Annotated in this window: 18 protein-coding genes; 15 read left to right on the plus strand and 3 right to left on the minus strand. The window is 42.0% G+C overall.

The genetic code is table 11. The annotated features are described in order from the left end of the window. The first annotated feature begins 32 nt into the window (after positions 1-32). From BM736_RS03490 to BM736_RS03520, 7 genes are all read left to right on the plus strand, one after another. The gene (locus BM736_RS03490) at positions 33-1,823 is read left to right on the plus strand and encodes a tetratricopeptide repeat protein (RefSeq protein ID WP_076408652.1); all 1,791 of its coding nucleotides are present in this window, start codon (positions 33-35) and stop codon (positions 1,821-1,823) included. Positions 1,824-2,487: 664 nt separating this feature from the next. Further along, the gene (locus tag BM736_RS03495) at positions 2,488-3,270 is read left to right on the plus strand and encodes a DUF3450 domain-containing protein (protein WP_076408654.1); all 783 of its coding nucleotides are present in this window, start codon (positions 2,488-2,490) and stop codon (positions 3,268-3,270) included. Further along, entirely contained in the window at positions 3,270-4,625 is a 1,356-nt protein-coding gene (locus tag BM736_RS03500; protein ID WP_076408656.1) for a MotA/TolQ/ExbB proton channel family protein, read from the plus strand. The genes BM736_RS03495 and BM736_RS03500 overlap by 1 nt, the downstream gene beginning before the upstream one ends. Next, positions 4,625-5,149: a MotA/TolQ/ExbB proton channel family protein gene (locus BM736_RS03505; protein WP_076408658.1), complete on the plus strand. Its 525-nt coding sequence runs from the start codon at positions 4,625-4,627 to the stop codon at positions 5,147-5,149. Before BM736_RS03500 ends, BM736_RS03505 begins: the two co-directional genes overlap by 1 nt. A 13-nt stretch (positions 5,150-5,162) precedes the next feature. Then, entirely contained in the window at positions 5,163-5,567 is a 405-nt protein-coding gene (locus BM736_RS03510) for a biopolymer transporter ExbD (RefSeq protein WP_076408661.1), read from the plus strand. A 1-nt stretch (position 5,568) separates the two neighbouring features. Next, positions 5,569-6,189 carry an energy transducer TonB gene (locus BM736_RS03515; RefSeq protein ID WP_076408663.1) on the plus strand — a complete coding sequence of 207 codons (621 nt, stop codon included), beginning with the start codon at positions 5,569-5,571 and terminating at the stop codon, positions 6,187-6,189. 2 nt (positions 6,190-6,191) lie between these two features. Next, a complete protein-coding gene (locus tag BM736_RS03520) occupies positions 6,192-7,451 on the plus strand; it encodes a tetratricopeptide repeat protein (protein WP_076408665.1) in 1,260 nt (419 codons plus the stop codon). 82 nt (positions 7,452-7,533) lie between these two features. Here BM736_RS03520 and BM736_RS03525 read toward each other — a convergent pair whose 3' ends face one another. After that, complete coding sequence (locus tag BM736_RS03525) at positions 7,534-8,043, minus strand: diguanylate cyclase domain-containing protein (protein WP_076408668.1); 510 nt, start codon at positions 8,041-8,043, stop codon at positions 7,534-7,536. A 120-nt stretch (positions 8,044-8,163) separates the two neighbouring features. On the opposite strand from BM736_RS03525, the gene BM736_RS03530 reads away from it, so the two are divergent. The 6 genes from BM736_RS03530 to BM736_RS03555 all read left to right on the plus strand — a co-directional run bounded on the left by BM736_RS03530 (position 8,164) and on the right by BM736_RS03555 (position 13,906). After that, the gene (locus BM736_RS03530; protein ID WP_076408671.1) at positions 8,164-10,002 is read left to right on the plus strand and encodes a DUF885 family protein; all 1,839 of its coding nucleotides are present in this window, start codon (positions 8,164-8,166) and stop codon (positions 10,000-10,002) included. A 158-nt stretch (positions 10,003-10,160) separates the two neighbouring features. Continuing rightward, entirely contained in the window at positions 10,161-10,439 is a 279-nt protein-coding gene (locus BM736_RS03535) for a peptidylprolyl isomerase (RefSeq protein WP_076408673.1), read from the plus strand. Between the two features lie 29 nt (positions 10,440-10,468). Continuing rightward, positions 10,469-11,002: a GNAT family N-acetyltransferase gene (locus BM736_RS03540; protein ID WP_076408676.1), complete on the plus strand. Its 534-nt coding sequence runs from the start codon at positions 10,469-10,471 to the stop codon at positions 11,000-11,002. 67 nt (positions 11,003-11,069) lie between these two features. Further along, complete coding sequence (locus tag BM736_RS03545) at positions 11,070-11,303, plus strand: RNA-binding S4 domain-containing protein (RefSeq protein WP_076408679.1); 234 nt, start codon at positions 11,070-11,072, stop codon at positions 11,301-11,303. 43 nt (positions 11,304-11,346) lie between these two features. Next, the gene (locus tag BM736_RS03550; RefSeq protein WP_076408682.1) at positions 11,347-11,733 is read left to right on the plus strand and encodes a ribonuclease E inhibitor RraB; all 387 of its coding nucleotides are present in this window, start codon (positions 11,347-11,349) and stop codon (positions 11,731-11,733) included. A gap of 202 nt (positions 11,734-11,935) precedes the next feature. After that, complete coding sequence (locus tag BM736_RS03555; protein WP_076408685.1) at positions 11,936-13,906, plus strand: NERD domain-containing protein kinase family protein; 1,971 nt, start codon at positions 11,936-11,938, stop codon at positions 13,904-13,906. 27 nt (positions 13,907-13,933) lie between these two features. On the opposite strand, the gene gcvA is transcribed toward BM736_RS03555, so the two are convergent. Beyond that, a complete protein-coding gene (gene gcvA, locus BM736_RS03560; RefSeq protein WP_076408688.1) occupies positions 13,934-14,863 on the minus strand; it encodes a transcriptional regulator GcvA in 930 nt (309 codons plus the stop codon). A 126-nt stretch (positions 14,864-14,989) separates the two neighbouring features. Between gcvA and BM736_RS03565 the strand changes: the two genes are divergently transcribed. After that, positions 14,990-15,769, plus strand: coding sequence for a TSUP family transporter (locus BM736_RS03565; protein ID WP_076408691.1), 780 nt, complete (start codon positions 14,990-14,992; stop codon positions 15,767-15,769). A gap of 376 nt (positions 15,770-16,145) precedes the next feature. On the opposite strand, the gene BM736_RS03570 is transcribed toward BM736_RS03565, so the two are convergent. Continuing rightward, positions 16,146-16,631, minus strand: a complete 486-nt coding sequence (locus BM736_RS03570; RefSeq protein WP_076408694.1) for a VOC family protein — start codon at positions 16,629-16,631, stop codon at positions 16,146-16,148. A 517-nt stretch (positions 16,632-17,148) separates the two neighbouring features. Between BM736_RS03570 and BM736_RS03575 the strand changes: the two genes are divergently transcribed. Continuing rightward, positions 17,149-19,311: a TonB-dependent receptor gene (locus tag BM736_RS03575; protein ID WP_083699814.1), complete on the plus strand. Its 2,163-nt coding sequence runs from the start codon at positions 17,149-17,151 to the stop codon at positions 19,309-19,311. Position 19,312 lies beyond the last annotated feature (1 nt).

Raw genomic sequence — 19,312 nt, forward strand, 5'->3', positions numbered from 1 at the left:
TATCAGTAAGATTAGCGTGACAGTGAGGTTGTATGGACAGGAAACTAGCGAATCAAAAGCTTCAAATGGGAGTAAACCTAGTTAAGCAAGGCAGTTATCAAGAAGCGTTAGAACATCTATTAGTCCTCCATGAAATCGCACCTCGTGAACCCAATATTTTATTTTTTACAGCAGTCAGCTATCGACATTTAAAAGAGGTTGATAGAAGTATCTATTTTTTTGAAATCTTAATCCAACATCATCAACTGCCGGGTTACCTTTGTTCGTATGCAAATATGCTGTTAGATAATAATGCTGTAGCCAAAGCCAAGGGGCTATTAAATCAAGCTATAGATATTGATGGTAACTATTTCGATGCTCATTATAATTTGGCCAGATTAACTCAAGGGCAGTTAGATTATTCTGATGCACTAACATCATATCGAATAGCTCACCAGTTAAAGCCAAATCATCAAGATGCCGTTATTGGTTTAGCTCAATGTTTAGTTGGCTTGGGTGAGTATAAAGCGGCCTTATATGAGTTAGATAGATTTCTCAATATGTACCCTGACTCTATTAAAGTCCTTTATGCCTTGGCTTGTCAGTATGCGCAAAGCAAGCAACTGGAAAAATCAGCGAGTTTGCTTTTAGAATGCATAGAGAAGGCACCAGAGAATAAAGTTTTTATAGTTAAGTACGCCTCTGTTATCGCTGATGAAGGCCAAATAGCATTAGCGATAAGTATTTTGATTGAACAGTTAGAAAAAGCGCCATTTGATACAGGCATACATAATGCACTCTTTCAGATCAAGTGGCTTGCTGAGTTAGAGGAGCCGTTTAGTCATTTTAGTGAAGCTTATGATAGAGAACCCACAAATGTTTTAACCCTAAGCTTTGTAAAAAAACTTATAAAAAATGATGAATTAACAAAAGCTGCTGCAAAGCTGCCAGCTTTTTTATTGCACAATCCAAGTCATGTAGAAGCACTCACTATTCAAGCTTATTTAGAAAGGGAGTTAGGGGATTTTGATAAAGCAATAAAGACGTTAAAGCGGATACCCAAACATGCTGAAAAATTAGCTGGGGTATTAAATGAGAAAGCAATCACTTATTTATGCCTAAAACAATATGAAGCAGCTGAAAATATTGCACGAGAACTTGTTGTTGGCTCACCCAAAAATCAAGGATGGAGAGCGTTATTGGCGACTTGCCTACGCTTAAATGCAAAGAGCGAAGAATACAGTGAACTTTATGATTATGACAATCTAGTAAAGTTTTTTACCGTGAATGATGACTGCAATTCAAATCACGAATTAAAGCGTGACCTTATTGAGATACATAGGGCTAAGAAACACCCGTTAGAGCAGTCGTTAAGGCATGGAACACAAACAGATGGGCAGCTATTTGATGCTGAAATTGCATCAGTTGATAGGCTAGAGGATAAAATTGAGCCAGTGCTCAATACATTTTTTGAATCGATATCCTTAGACTCCAATCATCCCGCTTTTGTTATAGACTATAAAAGTTACAGCTACTTCGGTTCATGGTCTGTGCTCCTTAATGAGGGGGGACACCATTTAAATCATTTCCATAGTGAGGGGGAGTTTAGTGCTTGCTACTATGTTTCAGTTCCAGAGGCTGTAAAAACAGGCGGTCAAGGTTGGTTAAAGCTAGGGCAACCAGAGCTAAGTCGGTGGATTAAACTGGAGCCTGATTATTACATTTGTCCCAAAGAGGGGTCAGTAGCTGTTTTCCCATCCTATATGTGGCATGGAACCAATCCTGTTTTAGCGACTTGTGAAAGGATAACCGTTGCTTTTGATATGAAGCGTTTTGGTCATTAACTTATGTTAACCAATTACCGGACTAAAGGCGCTAAGATTTGTTTCGATAGAATAATTTAGAGATCATTTTCTTGTAACTTGAATTCTGTAAAATATTGCTGAGATACAGATTATTTCAATGTGATCTGTATCTCGTTTTTTTGATAGGTGTGAGATTGATGGTGGGCGCATATTGATATTCATTATAAGTTACTTAAGAGAGTTATAAATTCAATTATTGAGCGAGTTTGTATTAAATTTCGATGATATTGTTTACTGGTGTAACCAGTTAAGGTTAATTTTATGTTAAAAGTAATAACAAGGTGTTAACTGCTATAAACTCCTATAATTTCAGTTACTAGCATCTCTTACCTACCCATTAGTATAGTGTTCTTGTTAATATATAATTTACTTACTTGTCCAAAAAACTGCCTCTTGCCTCTTTTCCGCTCTCTACGCTCCTTTTCTACTAGTTTTATCCCGTTTCAATTGTTGACACAGGTCAACATTTTGTGAAATGATGCCAGCGGTGCTACACCCCAGCGGTGTAGAAAAATAAGATAATAATTAACAATCACAAGAGAAAGACATACTTATGAGCAGGAAATTCTCGCAAAGATAAGCGGAATTCCGTGTTGTTAATAAGTTAAACCTTTTTAATTTTACTTCAAATTGGTTGGGAACTATGTCCAAGGTAAGCAATAAAACAAAAATCGCTACAGCGCTCGTAGGCGCACTAGCCTTAGCAGGCTCAAACTTAGTGATTGCAGATCCACTTTCTGACGTTCAGAAGGCTGACAGCAAAATTCACGCTGAAGCAGCGACATCTCAAAAGAAAGTCGATAAGTACTTTGACCAAGCTCAGGACATGGTGTTCGAGTATGGTTCAGTTGCTGATGAGCGCGAATCACTAAAATCTTACAACGATTACGTAGCAGGTCTGGTTGCAGACCAAGAAGCTACAATGAAATCAATTCAAGATGACATCAATGGCGTTGACTCTCTTCGTCAAGGTGTTGTTCCACTAATGTTTAAGATGGTTGATGCACTAGAGCAGTTCGTTGAACTGGATCTACCATTCAACAAAGAAGTACGTGTTGAGCGTGTGAACAATCTTAAAACACTACTAAACAGTGCTGAAGTTACTCTAGCTGAAAAGTACCGTCTAATTCTTGATGCTTACAGCATCGAGCGTGAATACGGCGCTACACTATCTGTTAAAACAGGTAAGTTAGAGCTAAACGGTAAAGAAGTACTAGTAGACTTCTTCAACTTCGGACGCGTATCGCTATATGCGATGAGCCTAGATCAGCGTTCTGCTTGGATGTTTAACGACGAAACTAAAGCTTGGGATCCTCTAGCAGATAGTACGCTACGTGAGATCACTAAAGGTATCCGTATTGCACGTAAACAGGGTGCACCGGATCTATTCTCGTTACCAATTCCTGCTGCGGAGGCTGCACAATAATGAAGAAGTTAATTACTACAGCAATCGTTGCTGCAACCCTGGCTATGTCTTCAGGTATTGCTAGCGCTGCAGATGCTCCTAAAACTATCGATCAGTTGCTTAAGCAAGTTCAAACTGACCGTGCAAATGCTGCTAAGACAAACAAGCAGCGTGAGCAAGAGTTTAAGAATGAGCGTGGCGATAAAGCGGCTCTACTTAAGCGTGAAAAAAATGCCCTAGCTGCCGAAAGACAGCGTGGTAAAGACTTAAACCAAGCTTTCCTTGATAACGAGCGTAAAATCGGTCAGTTAGAGGAAGATTTAAAAACAGCTCAAGGTGACTTGGGTGAGATGTTTGGTGTTGTTAAAGGTGATGCTGGTGACTTCGCAGGTAAACTTGCAGGTTCTAACGTCTCTGCACAGTACCCTGGCCGCGATGTATTCATCGCTGACCTTGGTGCGCGTAAGCAGCTTCCAAAAATTGATGAGCTAGAGCGTTTCTGGGAAGAGCAGCTGTTTGAAATGGCTGAATCTGGAAAAGTTGTTAAGTTTGACGGTGCTGTAACTACGATTGACGGTAATGTTCATAACACTACTATTACTCGTGTTGGCCCATTCAACCTTCTAGCAGATGGTAAGTATGTTGTTTACAACGCTGACCTTAACCTCATTCAGGAGCTTTCACAGCAGCCTGATGGTTACCAGGTTAAGACAGTAGGTAACTTCGAAAGTACTACTTCTGGTGCAACCAATCTTTATATTGACCCTGCACGTGGTGTTCTACTAAACATCTTCACACAGAAAGCAACCATTGAAGAGCGTATTGAAGCTGGTGGAACCATTGGTTACATCATTATCGGTTTACTTATTCTTGGTGCACTTATCTCTATTGAGCGTCTAGTTTCACTAGGTGTTATCGGTGCTAAAGTTAAGGCTCAGCGTAAGAACCTTGATAACCCAGGTAATAACGCACTTGGCCGTGTACTTCAGGCATACCAAGACAACAAAGATGTTGACGTTGAAACGCTTGAGTTGAAACTTGATGAAGCAATTCTGAAAGAGACGCCAGCGCTTGAGACTCGTATCTCAATCATTAAGGTACTAGCTGCAATCGCACCTATGATGGGTCTACTTGGTACTGTAACTGGTATGATCGCGACCTTCCAAAGCATTCAGTTATTCGGTACTGGTGATCCTAAGCTTATGGCTGGTGGTATCTCTATGGCACTTATGACTACTGTACAGGGTCTAGTTGCTGCACTACCGCTAATGCTTATGCACGCAATCGTAATCGCTCGTAGCAAGTCAATCGTACAAGTTCTAGAAGAGCAAAGTGCGGGTATTGTTGCTTCACACGCTGAGAAGAGGAAAGCCTAATGTTATTCCTGATGGATATCTGGGATTCCGTCAGGGGCTTCATGGCCTCCGGAGGCGACGTCCTCTGGCTCGTAGCGGCTGTATTGTTTGTCATGTGGGTATTGATGCTTGAACGTTACTGGTATCTGAATTGGGTATCACCAAAGGAACATAAAGCAATCATTAGCGCATGGGAAGCACGAGAGGATTCAACCTCTTGGTATGCACACCGCATCCGTGAAGCTTGGGTATCCCAAGCGAAGCAAGACTTAACGGCACGTATGCTGCTTATCAAAACACTAGTTGCAATCTGTCCTATGATAGGTCTACTAGGTACCGTAACCGGTATGATATCAGTATTCGATGTGATGGCAGTTCATGGCACGAGTAATGCTCGTATGATGGCAGCTGGTATTTCAATGGCGACCATGCCAACTATGGCTGGAATGGTTGCAGCGTTATCAGGAGTATTCTTTAGTACTCGTCTTGACGCTAAGATGAAAATCAGTCTAGAAAAGCTAAAAGACAGCCTGCCGCACCACTAGAGAGAGATTGATTATGGCACGTAGAAAGCATTCAAACGTAGAAGAGGAAGCTGAGATTGATATGACACCGATGCTCGACATCGTGTTTATCATGCTTATCTTCTTCATTGTAACAACATCGTTTGTTAAGCCATCAGGCCTTGATTATAACAAGCCTGAAGCGTCACAAGCGACGAAGAAGCCTTCAGCTAACATCTTTATTGGTGTAAGCAAGACTGGCGTCATCATGATGGAAAACCGTCAAGTTGATATCGAGCGTGTAACTGCAAACGTTGAACGTATGCTTGCAGAAGCACCAGAAGCTGCTGTACTTATTCAAGCGGACCAAGAAGCCAAGCATGGCTTAGTGATCAAAGTTTTGGATAATGTGAAAGCAGCTGGTATTGATAAGATCTCTGTATCGGCGGGGAACGAATAATATGCTAAGAGGAATAGTATCACTAATCATTGGTGCTGCTGTGACTTTTGCTTTGTTTGTTTTCATGGCATTTTTGGTAGGTGGCGGTCCAACCCGCCACGATGCCTCGACAGAAACTCCTGTCATTGAAATTACCATGAACAAAGATGATGCATCAGCGCAGAAAAAACCAAGGGTAAAGCCGAAGCCGCCAACGCCGCCAGAGCAGCCCCCTAAGCCGGATACAACTCCGCCTGACAGTTCATCTGACATTGATACAAATATGTCATTTAACATGGGTGGTGTAGCAGCCGGTGGTGCCAATACAGGCTTTAAACTGGGTAACATGATGACACGTGATGGTGATGCTACACCTATCGTGCGTATCGAACCTCAGTATCCAATAGCAGCAGCTCGTGATGGTAAAGAAGGTTGGGTACAACTTAGCTTTACAATTAACGAACTCGGTGGTGTTGAAGACGTTAAAGTTATCAAGGCTGAACCAAAGCGTTTGTTTAATAAAGAAGCAAGACGTGCACTTAAAAAGTGGAAGTACAAGCCAAAGATTGTTGACGGGAAAGCACTTAAACAACCAGGTATGACAGTTCAGTTGGACTTTACCTTAGATAAAGGAGGCAGATAAGGATGCGTAAACTTAGTTTTAAAACAACTAGCATTGCAGCAGCATTATTGCTTTCTCTAGGTGGAAGTGTAGCGGCGATTCCTACAGCATCAGCTGCAGAGAAATGTCCTATCGAGAAGCGTAAGTCAAAAGCTGTCGGCCAAAGTGCTGCAAAGAAAGTACAAAAATCTTTCGTTGCGTACCAGGAAGGCAATGTAGACGAAGCTATCGCTATTTTGCTTGAAGCGAATCCTAAGAACGATTTCGACAAAGCGTATATTGCCCGTATGTTGGGTAACTTTTACGCCGAAAAAGCTCAGATGGGTACAGCAATCAAGTACCTAAAGACAGCTGTAGAAGCTGATATTTTAGGTGGTGGTGATCACGCTGCAACGTTAAGACTTTACGCCGACTTGTTGATTCAAGAGAAGAATTTCAAGGATTCAATTACTTATTACTACAAGTGGATGGAGTTTACCTGTAAAGAGGATGCTCAAGTCTATCGTCGTATAGGTATTGGTTACTCTGAGCAAAAAGAGTGGAATAAGGTCCTTGAAGTTGCTGATAAAGGTCTAGCTCTCTCTGATAAGCCTGATAAAGGTCTTTACCAGATGAAGCTAACTGCTTACTTCAACCAGAAGAAGTATCCAGAAGCGGTTAAAGTGCTAGAGACAATGGTGCCACTTTTCCAAGACGATAAACGTCTTTGGGTTCAGTTAGCTCAGTTCTATCTGATGACTGAAAAGTACACTAAGTCGCTAGCGACCTATGATCTTGCTTACAAGAATGGCTTTCTTGAGACTGCGGGTAACATTACTCGTCTAACTCAGCTACTTGCACAAAATGGTTCGCCATACCGTGCTGCTAAGATATATGAGAAGCATCTAAAATCAGGTCTAATCAAAGAGAGTGAAAAGACTCTTGCGATTTTGGCTGGTTTCTTTCACAACGCGAAAGAGTTAAAAGAAGCTGCTCTGTATTACGGTAAAGCTGGTGCTGCTGAAAACAATGGTAAGTACTACCTAAGACAGGGAAGAATTCTCTCTCTTGATGGTAAGTCTAAGTCCGCTGTTGCAGCACTGAAGAAGTCACTTGATGCAGGTATAGATAGCCCAGGTGAAGCTCAATTTGAGCTAGCGCTAGCTTATCTTAACTTGAAGCAATATAAGTCAGCTTATTCCCGTGCACTTAAAGCCGCGGATGATAAGAAGACTGCTCGTTCAGCAAAAAGCTATATCTCTTATATTAAAGAGAAAGCACGTGTACATAACGTAGCACTTTAGTTTTTGTCCGAACGTTAAAAAGCCCCGCAAGGGGCTTTTTTTATGTTTGTTTATTCGCATCGCAGCTGTCTATAGACTGAATTTATTGCATGTGCCTTAATTCGATATGGTGATCTTTTTCCAGTTCTAGCTCGTGGGTGAGCTTTTCAACATCTTTAAAAATGAGCTCAATACTGAGATCTCTTTCGGGGGTACAGGTATAACCGGCAAGCTCATAATCTACATGGCTGGTATGCTTTTTTCCGTATTCTAAGTTAAATTGAGCAATCTTATCCTCTATACGCTGTAAAACAACTTGTGTACCTTCCTCATCGATGTTGAATAATCCTAAAGCAAAACTATTATTGTTGAGCCTTGCAACTAAATCTGTTGTTCTTAGAATGGCTTCTTGTACTTGTTTCATGAAAAATTCAAGTAGATGAGGTTGCTTAACTGTTTCATGTATGTGCGGGCACAGATACAATAGCGCTAAGCTTTGGTGATCACGAATGTGGCGGTGCCACTCACGATTAAACACCTCCATAAAGTAGGTTTGATTGTAGACGCCAGTTTCAGGATCTCTGAAACCTGAGTTACGAAATGAATAGATCATTGGCTGACTCCTTTCACATCCTACCGATTAAACTGAGAATTAATTACCAACGTATTTTCATACGTTCGGATTAAGTATAGAAAATAACAAGCATTTGTACCGAATATAGGGAAAAATTAGATGAAACGTGCATTTTTAGCCATCTCTATTGGCTTAGTCTTAGGATTGACAGCTTGCTCTGATAATAACGAAAACCCAGAAAATCAGGCCTCTACAGCGCAAACTGGCCAAGCGGCAGCCGCTAGCCAAGTTGAAAATCAGACTGAACAACAAGCTTACTTGTCCTTGGTCGATAAATTTTTTAAAGACTATTTAAAGCTAGAACCAATCTATGCAACCTTCGTGGGTGTTAATGATTACAATGACCAGTTTGGTGGCGATCTGACCGAAGCGTACCTCAAAGCACGCCATGATCTGAACACTGATTACTTAGCGAAAGTTAAAAAGATTGATAGAAAGGCGTTATCTCCAGAGCTTCAGCTTAGCTATGATATGTTCACTTACGATAGAAATATCGCATTAGTGAGTGAAACCTTTCCGGCTCGTTTCATGCCAATGAACCAGTTCTATAGTACCGTTATTAGCATGGTGCAGTTAGGCAGTGGTGAAAGCGCACAGCCATTTAATACTGTAGAAGATTACAATAACTGGGCGTCTCGTTTATCAGGGTTTATTGCTTGGACTAAGCTTGCACAATCGCGGATGGATGAGGGGGCTAAAAGCAAGGTTGTATTGCCAAGAGTATTAGTTGAGCGGATCATTCCTCAACTTCAAGCTCAATTAGTGGATGATGCAACTCAAAGTTTATTTTATGCGCCAATCACGAATCTGCCTGAAAGTTTCTCTGACAGTGAAAAAGCACAGATCACCGCAGAATATACTGCGCTTATTAATGATGAGCTTATTCCTTCACTTGCGTCATTAACACAATACTTTGAGACTAAATATCTACCTGTTGCACGTGCCAGTGACGGATGGTGGGGGCTACCAAACGGCAAACTTTGGTATCAACACTTAGCTAACTCACATACCACCACGACAATGCCTGTAGATGAGATCCATCAGATTGGACTAAGTGAAGTCGCGCGCATCCTGTCTGAGATGGATAAGGTGCGTGAACAAGTTAAATTTGAAGGTGACCTTACTGCATTTTTCGCTTCACTTTCATCAGAGCCACAATACTTCTTCACTGAGCGTGAAGCGTTAATTGATGGCTATATGGTGCTTAAAGAGCAAATTAATGCAGAGCTGCCTAAATACTTCAATGTTATGCCAAAAGCTGACTATGTGGTTAAGCCTGTAGAGAGCTTCCGTGAGCAATCAGCAGCAGGTGCTTCATATGATGCGCCAGCTGTTGATGGGTCGCGTCCAGGCGTGTTTTATATCAACACATATAACTTAAAAGCGCAGCCTAAATGGGGTCTTACGACGCTGTCATTACATGAAGCGGCGCCAGGGCATCATTTTCAGATAGCGATTAAGCAAGAGCTCAGTGGTGTACCTGAGTTTCAACGTTTTGGTGGCTACACAGCATTTGAAGAGGGCTGGGCGCTATATGCTGAATATTTAGGTATTGAAATGGGTCTGTTTGAAGATCCTTATCAGTATTTTGGTAAGTTATCTGATGAGATGCTGCGTGCAATGAGACTCGTGGTTGATACAGGTTTACATGCAAAAGGCTGGACGCGTGAACAAGCGATTCAATATATGAAAGATAACTCACCGATGGCTGAGTCTGACATCATTGCAGAAGTTGAGCGTTATATGGCGATCCCAGGTCAAGCCTTGTCTTACAAGGTAGGCCAGCTTAAGATTCTTTCTCTTAGGGCTGAAGCAGAAGCGGCTTTAGGTGATAAATTTGATCTTAAGGCATTTCATGATCAAATCTTAACTTCAGGTTCGTTGCCTATGGCGGTGATGGAAATGAAGATCCATCATTGGATAGAAACTCAGAAATAACTTATTTCAGTGCTAACAATCTAGCATGAGATAACAGAAAAGCTTTTTAAACCCAGATTTTATCAATATACTGGCTGGGTTTTTATTATTTAAACTTGTCGTTGTATTAATACTTAGGCATTAATAGACAAATTAAACACAACTTTAGGAGTTTTATCATGGTACAAGCTACTGCAAGACATCTACTAGTAAGCAGCGAAGAGAAGTGTGAGTCACTAAAGCAAGAGATCTTAGCTGGTGCAGATTTTGGTGATGTCGCGAAAGCTAACTCATCTTGCCCATCAAGTGCACAAGGTGGCGATCTAGGTTCTTTTGGACCAGGTATGATGGTAAAAGAGTTTGATGAAGTGGTATTCAGCGCACCTTTGAACGAAGTTCAAGGCCCAGTTAAGACTCAGTTTGGCTACCATTTGTTAGAAGTGACAAGCCGCGGTTAAGTCTGGTTTTAAACAAGCTGGAGTACAATATGCTCGAACTGTATACCGACAGATTAAAGTTGAGAAGCTTAAAGCGTGAAGATTGGCCAGAGTTTTTGGCGCTTCATCAAGATCCTGTGATCAATAAGTTTGTTAATCGTTCAGATGATCTTGAGGTAATAAAAGAGAAATTCGAGCATAGGTTAGCACCTTGGAGTTTTGAGTCTGGCAGTTGGCTTCTGTTGGTTATTGAAGAAGTTAAGACTGGAAGATTTATTGGCTATACTGGGCTGTACTGTTCTAGCCTTGAGTGTCTGCATGCCGAAGTGGGTTACATGCTTACACAAGGTGGACAGAAGCAAGGTTATGCAACAGAGAGTCTTGAGGCTGTCATTGATTGGGCTTGCTTGCGCTATAAGGTTCATAAATTTATAGGTCTTTGTGCCAAAGATAATATTGCATCTCAAAAAGTCCTTGAGAAAAACGGCTTTAAACTTGAGGGCGTGTTAAGAGACAATTACAAGCTAGATGATAGTTGGATTGATGATTGTTCCTATGGCTTGCTTAGCCATGAAAGAGCATGATTGACGTTATGGAACTACACTCCCTAGTGCTATAATCTCTTGACGGATTTGATTAAAGGTAAAACGTGTGACCACACAAATTGAAACCTTGGCATTACTGCCAGGTGAAGAATACATTGAGCTATACAAAATTCTAAAAGTCCAGGCCATGATTGGCGGGGGCGGCGAAGCGAAATTTGTTATCGGTGAAGGACTTGTGACCGTTGATGGTGAAGTTGAAACTCGCAAACGCAAGAAGGTGAGAGCCGGCGAAGTGGTTTCTTTTAACGGCGAAACGGTAAAGGTTGTTGCAGCTTCATAAGGCGAGTAACGAACTTAACTCAATATTAGATATGGAGTGAACAATGCAATTTCCTGATGACGATAATGGCAAAATGCTCTCAGCAATGGCTGAAGCGGGTATAGATCTTACTAAACAGCTCGATGTTGATTTTTTTCTAGTTTTTGATGATCAAAGAGATGCTGAGTCTGCCACTGAAGAGCTCGCTAAGTCTGAGCTTGAAGGTGAGATGGAACTACATCTTAACGATGATGTAGGTAAGTGGGAACTTATCGTTTGTATCCCTATGGTACCTGAGTATCAAGCCATCGTAGATCGCGAACTCGAATTAAATACATTTGCCGGAGAGTTCGGCGGCGCAACAGATGGTTGGGGCGTTATGCAGCATCAAGAGGGCGATGATGATTTCGCCGATGACGAGCATGAATGTAGTGACGACTGTAAGCACTAATCAGTGCTACTGTATGTCAAAGGTCATAGCCTCTTAATGCGTGATTTGCTTTATACCGCTTAGGCATGACAGATATTTTGTATTAAGCCACCAATTGAGTGGCTTTTTTTATGCCGCTAATTCATGATGTGATATCAAATAATTTACCAAGCTCGTACTTAGTCTTAACAAGTAGAGTAAATTGTCACAAAAGGAAATTAGAATGGCAAAACAGATAAGTTTTGGAACTCCAGTCAATGACGCCGAACGTTGGGCATTTTCCTTATTAGCCGATGAGCTACCTGAAAATTATATATTACTTACTAATGTAGAGATCCCGACCAAATCTGGCCAAGCGATGGAAGTCGATGCGCTGGTTATTGGTGAGTGGGGTGTCTATGTTGTCGATGTTAAAGGCTATATTGGTCGTTTAGATGCAGGACTTCACGCTTGGTCACTCGATGGCAGACAGGTTGATAATAGCTTGGCAAAGGCCAATTATGTTGCCCGTGTATTAGCGGGTAACGTCAAGCATAAGATCCCCGTAGGTGTTTATGCCCCATGGTGTCAGGGAATGGTGTTTGTCACTGGGCGTAAAGGTGAAGAAATTGAGCTTGAGAAACAGCAGGGCTCGTTAAGTATCTACACTCCTCAGCAGATCGTTTCAGCGCTTACCAAAGAGTGGGGACTTACGGCTCCTCGCAGCCATCAGGTGACTGATGAGCAAAAAGAGATGGTGCTAAAAACAATAGGTCAAGTTGCACTGGTTGAGCAGCGTAACAATAAGATCCAAGACTTTACTAAGCTCAAATGTCTATTTATTCAAAGTGGCTTAGAGGTCTGGCAATCTGAATATAACCCAGGTGGCTGGACAGCGCCTTGGTTACTTAAGATATTAATTCCGACCCAGTTTACTGAGCAGGAGGAGTCTGAGGAGCACGAGAGTCGTTTACGTAGTGAATTTAAACGTTTGCAAGCATTGACCGGTTGTAGCGGTGTCCCTTATTGCGCGCCATTGATTCAGGATGGTGAGCAGTTGGTACTGCCAATTAGAATGCCAAGAGGCTTACCACTCAATGTGCTTGAGGCTGAGTCCCTTACTACTTATCAGATCCTTGAGATTCTAAGGCGTTCAGTTTCAGGTCTGCAACAGATCCATCGACGCGGTTACACTATCGGTGGTTGGACTGGAAACTGCGTTTTTGTATCAGATCTTGGCGATGTTGAGTTTATCGATATCAAAGATAATCTCACGACCAGTGAAGATATACAGGCTTATGCAGAAGGGTTCTTAACCTTAGCAGAGCAGACCAAGCAACCGCGAGTTTATCAATGGTATCAATCGGCCGCTAAGGGAGAGTCGGTAGATCTTGATTCACTACGTTGCGATCTCTCTGCTTTGATAGATAATGGAGTGTGTGACACGCTTCCCGAGCGCATTGAGATCCAAACAGGCGCTATCATCGATCACCACTATAAGCTTGAACAGTTTATTGCTGCCACTGAGCACAGCCAGTTTTGGCGCGCGACTCACCTTCAAGGACAATATAACTCGGGCGTGTCAATTTACAGCAAGGTATCTGCTGATTGGCCAACACTGAGTAGCTTATATCGAAGCCTTTCTAAGTTATATCATCCTCATGTTGAAAAGGTACTCTCATTTGGGCAGTTACCCCAAAGTGATGAGCTATTTATTGCCAGAGCCTGGGAGTATGGTCAGTCACTCGATGAGGTGCCAGATATTCAACTTGGCCAACCAGCAATGTGGTTTACTCAGCTACTTTCGGGCCTGCAATATATGCATCAAATGGATATCTATCACGGCGCTATCTGCCCTAAAAATATCATCTGCAATCAAGAGAAAGCCATTTTGGTTAACTTCGGCATCGGGCTAGATATTGCCACTAGCCATTATGCTAGTCGATATGCCGATCCAAAACTGTGGGCTGCTGAAGGAGAGGCTGAGCGCGATCTCTATGGGCTGGTTGCCAGCTTTATCTCGACTCTAGCACCAGTCTCATTACAAGGTGATGGCGGTGCAGAAGGGATTATTCAAGCTTTGCACTCGTTTGACAAAGAGTGGTTTGGTGAGAAGACCTTCAATACTTGTCTAAAAGTGCTTAACTTTGAATTTGATGCAGAGCCTGGTGCAAACTACCTTGAGGCTTTTGATGTGGTCGACCGACTGATATAAACCATTTTAATCAGTGAAGAAAGGGGCTCAATTGAGCCTCTTTTTTATTTTCAGCCCTAAACCACTTTCTTCAGTACGGTAGGGGGAAAATATTTCTAATACCCAATCAATAAAGGCTTGGGCTTTTAGCGGTAGGTTACTCGATTTGGGTGTCAGCACGTAATATACATAGGGGCTAGTGAAGCCTGTATCGAAGGGGATAACGAGGCTGCCATTAGCTAATTGTTCTTCAATAAAAAAGCGTGGGATTAATGCGACTCCCATACCACTGGAAGCTGCTTGACTGAGCATATAGAAATGCTCCATGCCAAACTTTTTATCTGTGGTCAATGTTAGCCCTACTTGCTTTGACCAGTAGGGCCAAAGCTCTGGCCTAGTCGTGTGCTGGAGAAGCGTCATCTTATTGATATCTTCCAATTGATTAAGCTCTTTGGCGAGTTGAGGCGCGCAGACGAGGCATAAATCTTCATCCATAAGCTTCACAAAGTTTGCCGTGCTTGGCTCCTGTTGGGCGCTCCTAATGGCAATATCACAACGGCTTTTATCAAAATCTACCGCAAAATCACCGATAGAGAGGTCAACGTACAGGTGAGGGTGCCTTTGTTTAAACTCCTCCATGCGTGGAATAAGCCAGTTAATCGTTAGACTCGGCAGGACATTTATCGATAAAGTTTGAGCGCGCATCTGCTGGGATGTTATTTCGTCCGTTGCATGATGAATGGTTTGCAATGCAGATTGTATTTGAATCAAATAGCGCTGGGCATCATCGGTAAGTCGTAGCTTTCTATGTTGCCTGATAAATAGAGGTACACCCAGATAACCCTCTAATCCTTTGACTTGCTTACTAATCGCACCATGAGTGACAAAAAGCTCATCAGCGGCCTTACTAAAGCTAAGGTGTCTAGCAGCAGATTCAAAAGCAAGTAATGAGTTTAGCGGTGGAAGAGAGCTGTGCATATCGATCCCATTTCATTAATAGTGTGAGAATATCTCACACTAAGTGGACGATAACTCCTTTGCGCAACTTGTGCAAATAGCGTCTAATAACCTCACTTTAAGCACTAATCAATTTGAGAAACTCCAATGGAATTTGAGATCACCTATGAACTTATCGCACTTCTGTTTGCTGTAGCTGTGTTAGCAGGCTTTATCGACGCGATCGCTGGTGGTGGTGGATTACTCACGATACCTGCTTTGATGTGGGCAGGCTTACCGCCTACAGCTGCGCTTGCAACGAACAAGTTACAGGCCTGTGGCGGAAGCTTTTTTGCCAGTCTTTACTTCGTCCGTAAGGGGATGGTGAAACTGGGTGAAATGAAACTCGCTATTGGCTGTGCGTTTCTCGGTTCAGCACTGGGTACCATCGCTGTGCAGATGGTGGATACAGCCTTCTTAGAAACTCTATTGCCATTTTTGATCTTAGCAATTGGCGGGTATTTTCTTTTCTCGAAAAAGATAAGTGAAGAAGATAGACATAGGGTGATGACCCCCACTTTGTTTGGTTTTACCGCCGCATTTGGTGTGGGTTTATATGATGGTTTCTTTGGACCAGGAACTGGTAGTTTCTTCGCTTTAGCTTTTGTATCTTTAGCTGGCTTTGGTCTAGCAAAAGCGACAGCCCATGCCAAGGTTTTAAATTTCTCAACCAATATTGCGTCACTGATTTTCTTTGCTATCGGCGGCAAGGTGTTCTGGTTATTAGGCGGTATCATGCTTATTGGTCAAGCCATAGGCGCAACGCTAGGCTCTAAGATGGTGGTGACTAAAGGCACAAAAATCATCAAGCCACTGGTCGTGACTATGTCGATCGCCATGAGCGTAAAATTACTATCAAACCAGTATGACCTGTTGTTTTGGCTATAAATTAACTTTGCTTCAATTGAGTTGCTATAAAGCTGAGTCTGCTTTCAATGATAGCTAATTCTTTGATGATTTGATTACTTGTTATTTTAAGGTTTTTTGAGACTTGAAGAGTCAAGCGTTGCCTGCCAGAAACCTAGAGGTTGAACTAGCTTTTAGGTAGGAATACAAGTCACCTTCCCTCGTGGGGGATCGCGTTGTGAGTTTTATGGAGTTTCATTGACTTGTGAGCTTCTAAATCCTTCGTGATTTAGAAGCTCACAGCTACTTTATGCAACTCTCAAAAGCTATGGCTATCTATCTTGTTTTCTTACAAAATGTATCACTATCAACGTATCAAGCTGATATGTCTGTTGTAGCTATAGCTTTTTACGGTTAATTATTCATAATCCGAAGCGTAAGTCTCTTCATAAGTGTGTGAGTAAAGCTCAAATAGATTGCCGAATGGATCTTCTAGATACACCATTTTGGCTTGTTTGCTGTCATCTTCTGGGTGATAGCGCATGATGTCCATCCTCACTTTGCCGCCCAGCTCTTCAGTCTTTGCTATCACAGTATCAAAGTCATCGGTTTGCAGACAAAAATGAAAGATGCCGAGTCTTGAAAAGTCGACTTGATGACGCTCTTGACGCTCCTTCATCTCAAATAACTCGACACCGATACCATCTGTTGTGACTAAGTGGGCGATATTAAAGCCTTTAAAGCCTTCGCCGAACACTGCGATACACATTCTGCCAATGGCTGTTTCACGCTCCTCAATGACTTTAGTGTTATTCATAACAACTTTAAGACCCAGTGCTTGGGTATAAAATTCAACGGCTTTATCCATATTACCGACCATGATGCCTACGTGATTCATTTTCATAATATTTTCCAAAATTTTATTCTTAATAAGTAGAAATTAAGAAGTATCAAGTAATAAGTATTAGCTATAGGTTTTGAGAACGAGATAGATAGTAAGGTATCAATGAATAAAATAATAATTATCATATTTTCTCATTTTGATAAATTATTGTTATGGTGGTCTTTGGCTTTGAAAGCGTGTACCGCAAGCACTTCAAATAGATATTTGATGTTTAGTCCTCACAGTGGTGAGCCAGTTTCAGTGATTACTCATGGATAGTGAGCATAAAAACCTGGTTTAGTGGCTGGCACAGTTATTGGCATTTTTTTGAGAAGAGAGTTGAGGAGAGTGATGAGCCTTTTGGCTGCAGAACTTTAAGAGAGCCACCTAAAAGAGCCGCCTATAAATTTATCTAATAGAATTACCTAGAAAAAGAGTGTAACAATTTGGTTGTATTTTTGTTGGTGGTTATGGGTTTAAACCCTTGATTAACTGCTGCATAATGACCGATTAAGTATTTATCAGACATCTCTTATCTATGGAAAGAAGCAACACCAAGCGGATTGGCAATCGATTGTGGACTCAATACACGCTATTTCTGCTGTTCACCTCTGTGAGTCACATCACTTATGCCAGCGAGCCAGCCATTAGTGAAAACCTTAATAACAGCAGTGGTGGCAAGTTAGCCGAAAGCATTCCTGTAAAAACAGTTGAAAGGATGACTGTCTTTGGTGAACCTCTGCGCTATCAGCCCAAGGTGCTACCTCATGCCTATAGCTATTTAGATGAAGCGCAGTTGGCAAAAGTCGCTTCACCGCTGGCTTTAAGTGAATACTTGAATGACTCACCAGGGGTATTTATTCAAGGGGGGCAAAATTTTTCTCAAGATGAGCGCATATCCATTAGAGGTTTTGGCGCACAATCTAGTTTTGGTATTCGAGGCATTCAGATATTAGTCGATGATATTCCTCATACATTACCGGATGGTCAGAGCCAGATAGATGGACTCGAGTTACACAATTTAGCGTCTATTGAGGTATTAAAGGGCCCTAATTCAGCGCTCTATGGTAATAGCTCTGGTGGCGTTATCAATATCAGAACCCAGCAAAGTGACAGTGACGAGCTTAAGGTAAAGCTGAGTAAAGGCAGCTTTGACACTCATCAAGCTTACCTCTATGCCAATAAAAACCTTGATGCTCTAAATCTTGATAACGTTAATATTGGTGTATCGGCAAAGCGTACCAAGAAAGCGGGCTATCGAGACCATAGTCAGTTTGAAACCACTATGCTCAACGGTCACGCCGACTGGCAAGTTACACCTCAGTGGTTACTGCGTTTTAATAGTCAGTGGTTAGATAGCCCTGAAGCACAAGATCCCGGCGGGCTGACTCAAGCGCAATCTCAACTTAATCCTGAATCTGCCAGAGATAAAAATGTCGAATATCAGGCGGGTGAGCAGGTTAAGCAAATTAAAAATACCCTCTCTAGCCAATATCATGTTGATGAAGACAACAGTGTTAATCTGCAGCTGTATCATTACGACAAAGACTTCAGTAACAGTTTGCCATTCGAGCACGGCGGCCAAGTCGAGCTAGCACGTCAGTTTTTCGGCGCAAATCTTCAATATGCGACCAGCTTGCCTTTGCTGTTTAATGACATGCAGTTGATTGTTGGTGCAAACTTCCAGCAGCAGGATGATTTTAGGCAGAGATATGATAATCATTCGGGCGGACTGAGAGGAGAGCTAACCCTTGCGCAGCAAGAGTTAATTGACTCATCTGCACTTTACTCTCAGCTAACGACTAACCTCACCACGCATTGGTTACTCAATGCAGGCGTGCGTTATGAACATGATAGCGTTGAAGTGGTGGATGAATTTCTTAGTGATAATAACCAGTCTGGCGATAAAAGCTGGAACAACACCAGTGTTAACTTAGGGACTAGCTATCAGTTTGTGTTTGGCGATGTGATATATACTAATTTTAGTCAGTCATTTCAGCTACCGACCACCACAGAGCTGGCTAATCCTAATACGGCTTCTTATCAAAGCGGTGGAGGATTTAACCCAGATTTAGAGCCAGAAAACGCTAATAATTATGAGATAGGCTACCGAGGGCTGTTTAGCGAGGAGCAGGTATACGATATCGCAGTGTTTTATATCGATGTGACTGATGCGCTGACCCCTTTTTACAATGATGATCCAGATAATGAGACCACATTTTTTCAAAATGCAGGTCATTTAGTCCGTCAAGGCGTTGAGCTCAGTACTCAACATCAACTGACTGATACCTTCTCACTGCGCAATCAATACAGCTACTCTGACTTTAGTTTTAAGGACTTTACGACCCCACAAGGTGATTTCAGTAATAAGCAACAACCAGGTGTGCCTAAGCACAAAGCGTCTAGTGGCCTGAGTTATCAAACGGACACTGGGCTATCTGTTAACGCCGACCTACTCTATGTTGGCAAGAGATATGTCGACAATGCTAACTCACAATCGGCAACAAGTTATTGGCTAACCAATCTTGGGGCGAGCAAGACTATGGAGTTCGATGATGTCAGTTTTAAGCTGTCATTTACCGTTTACAATCTATTTAATCAATATTACGACGACAACATAAGAATTAATGCCTATGGCGGCCGCTATTATGAGCCAGGGCCAGAACAACAATTTATGTTTACGTTAGCTGCAACTTTATAAT

The organism is Shewanella sp. UCD-KL12, from assembly GCF_001957125.1.
Lineage (GTDB): Bacteria > Pseudomonadota > Gammaproteobacteria > Enterobacterales > Shewanellaceae > Shewanella.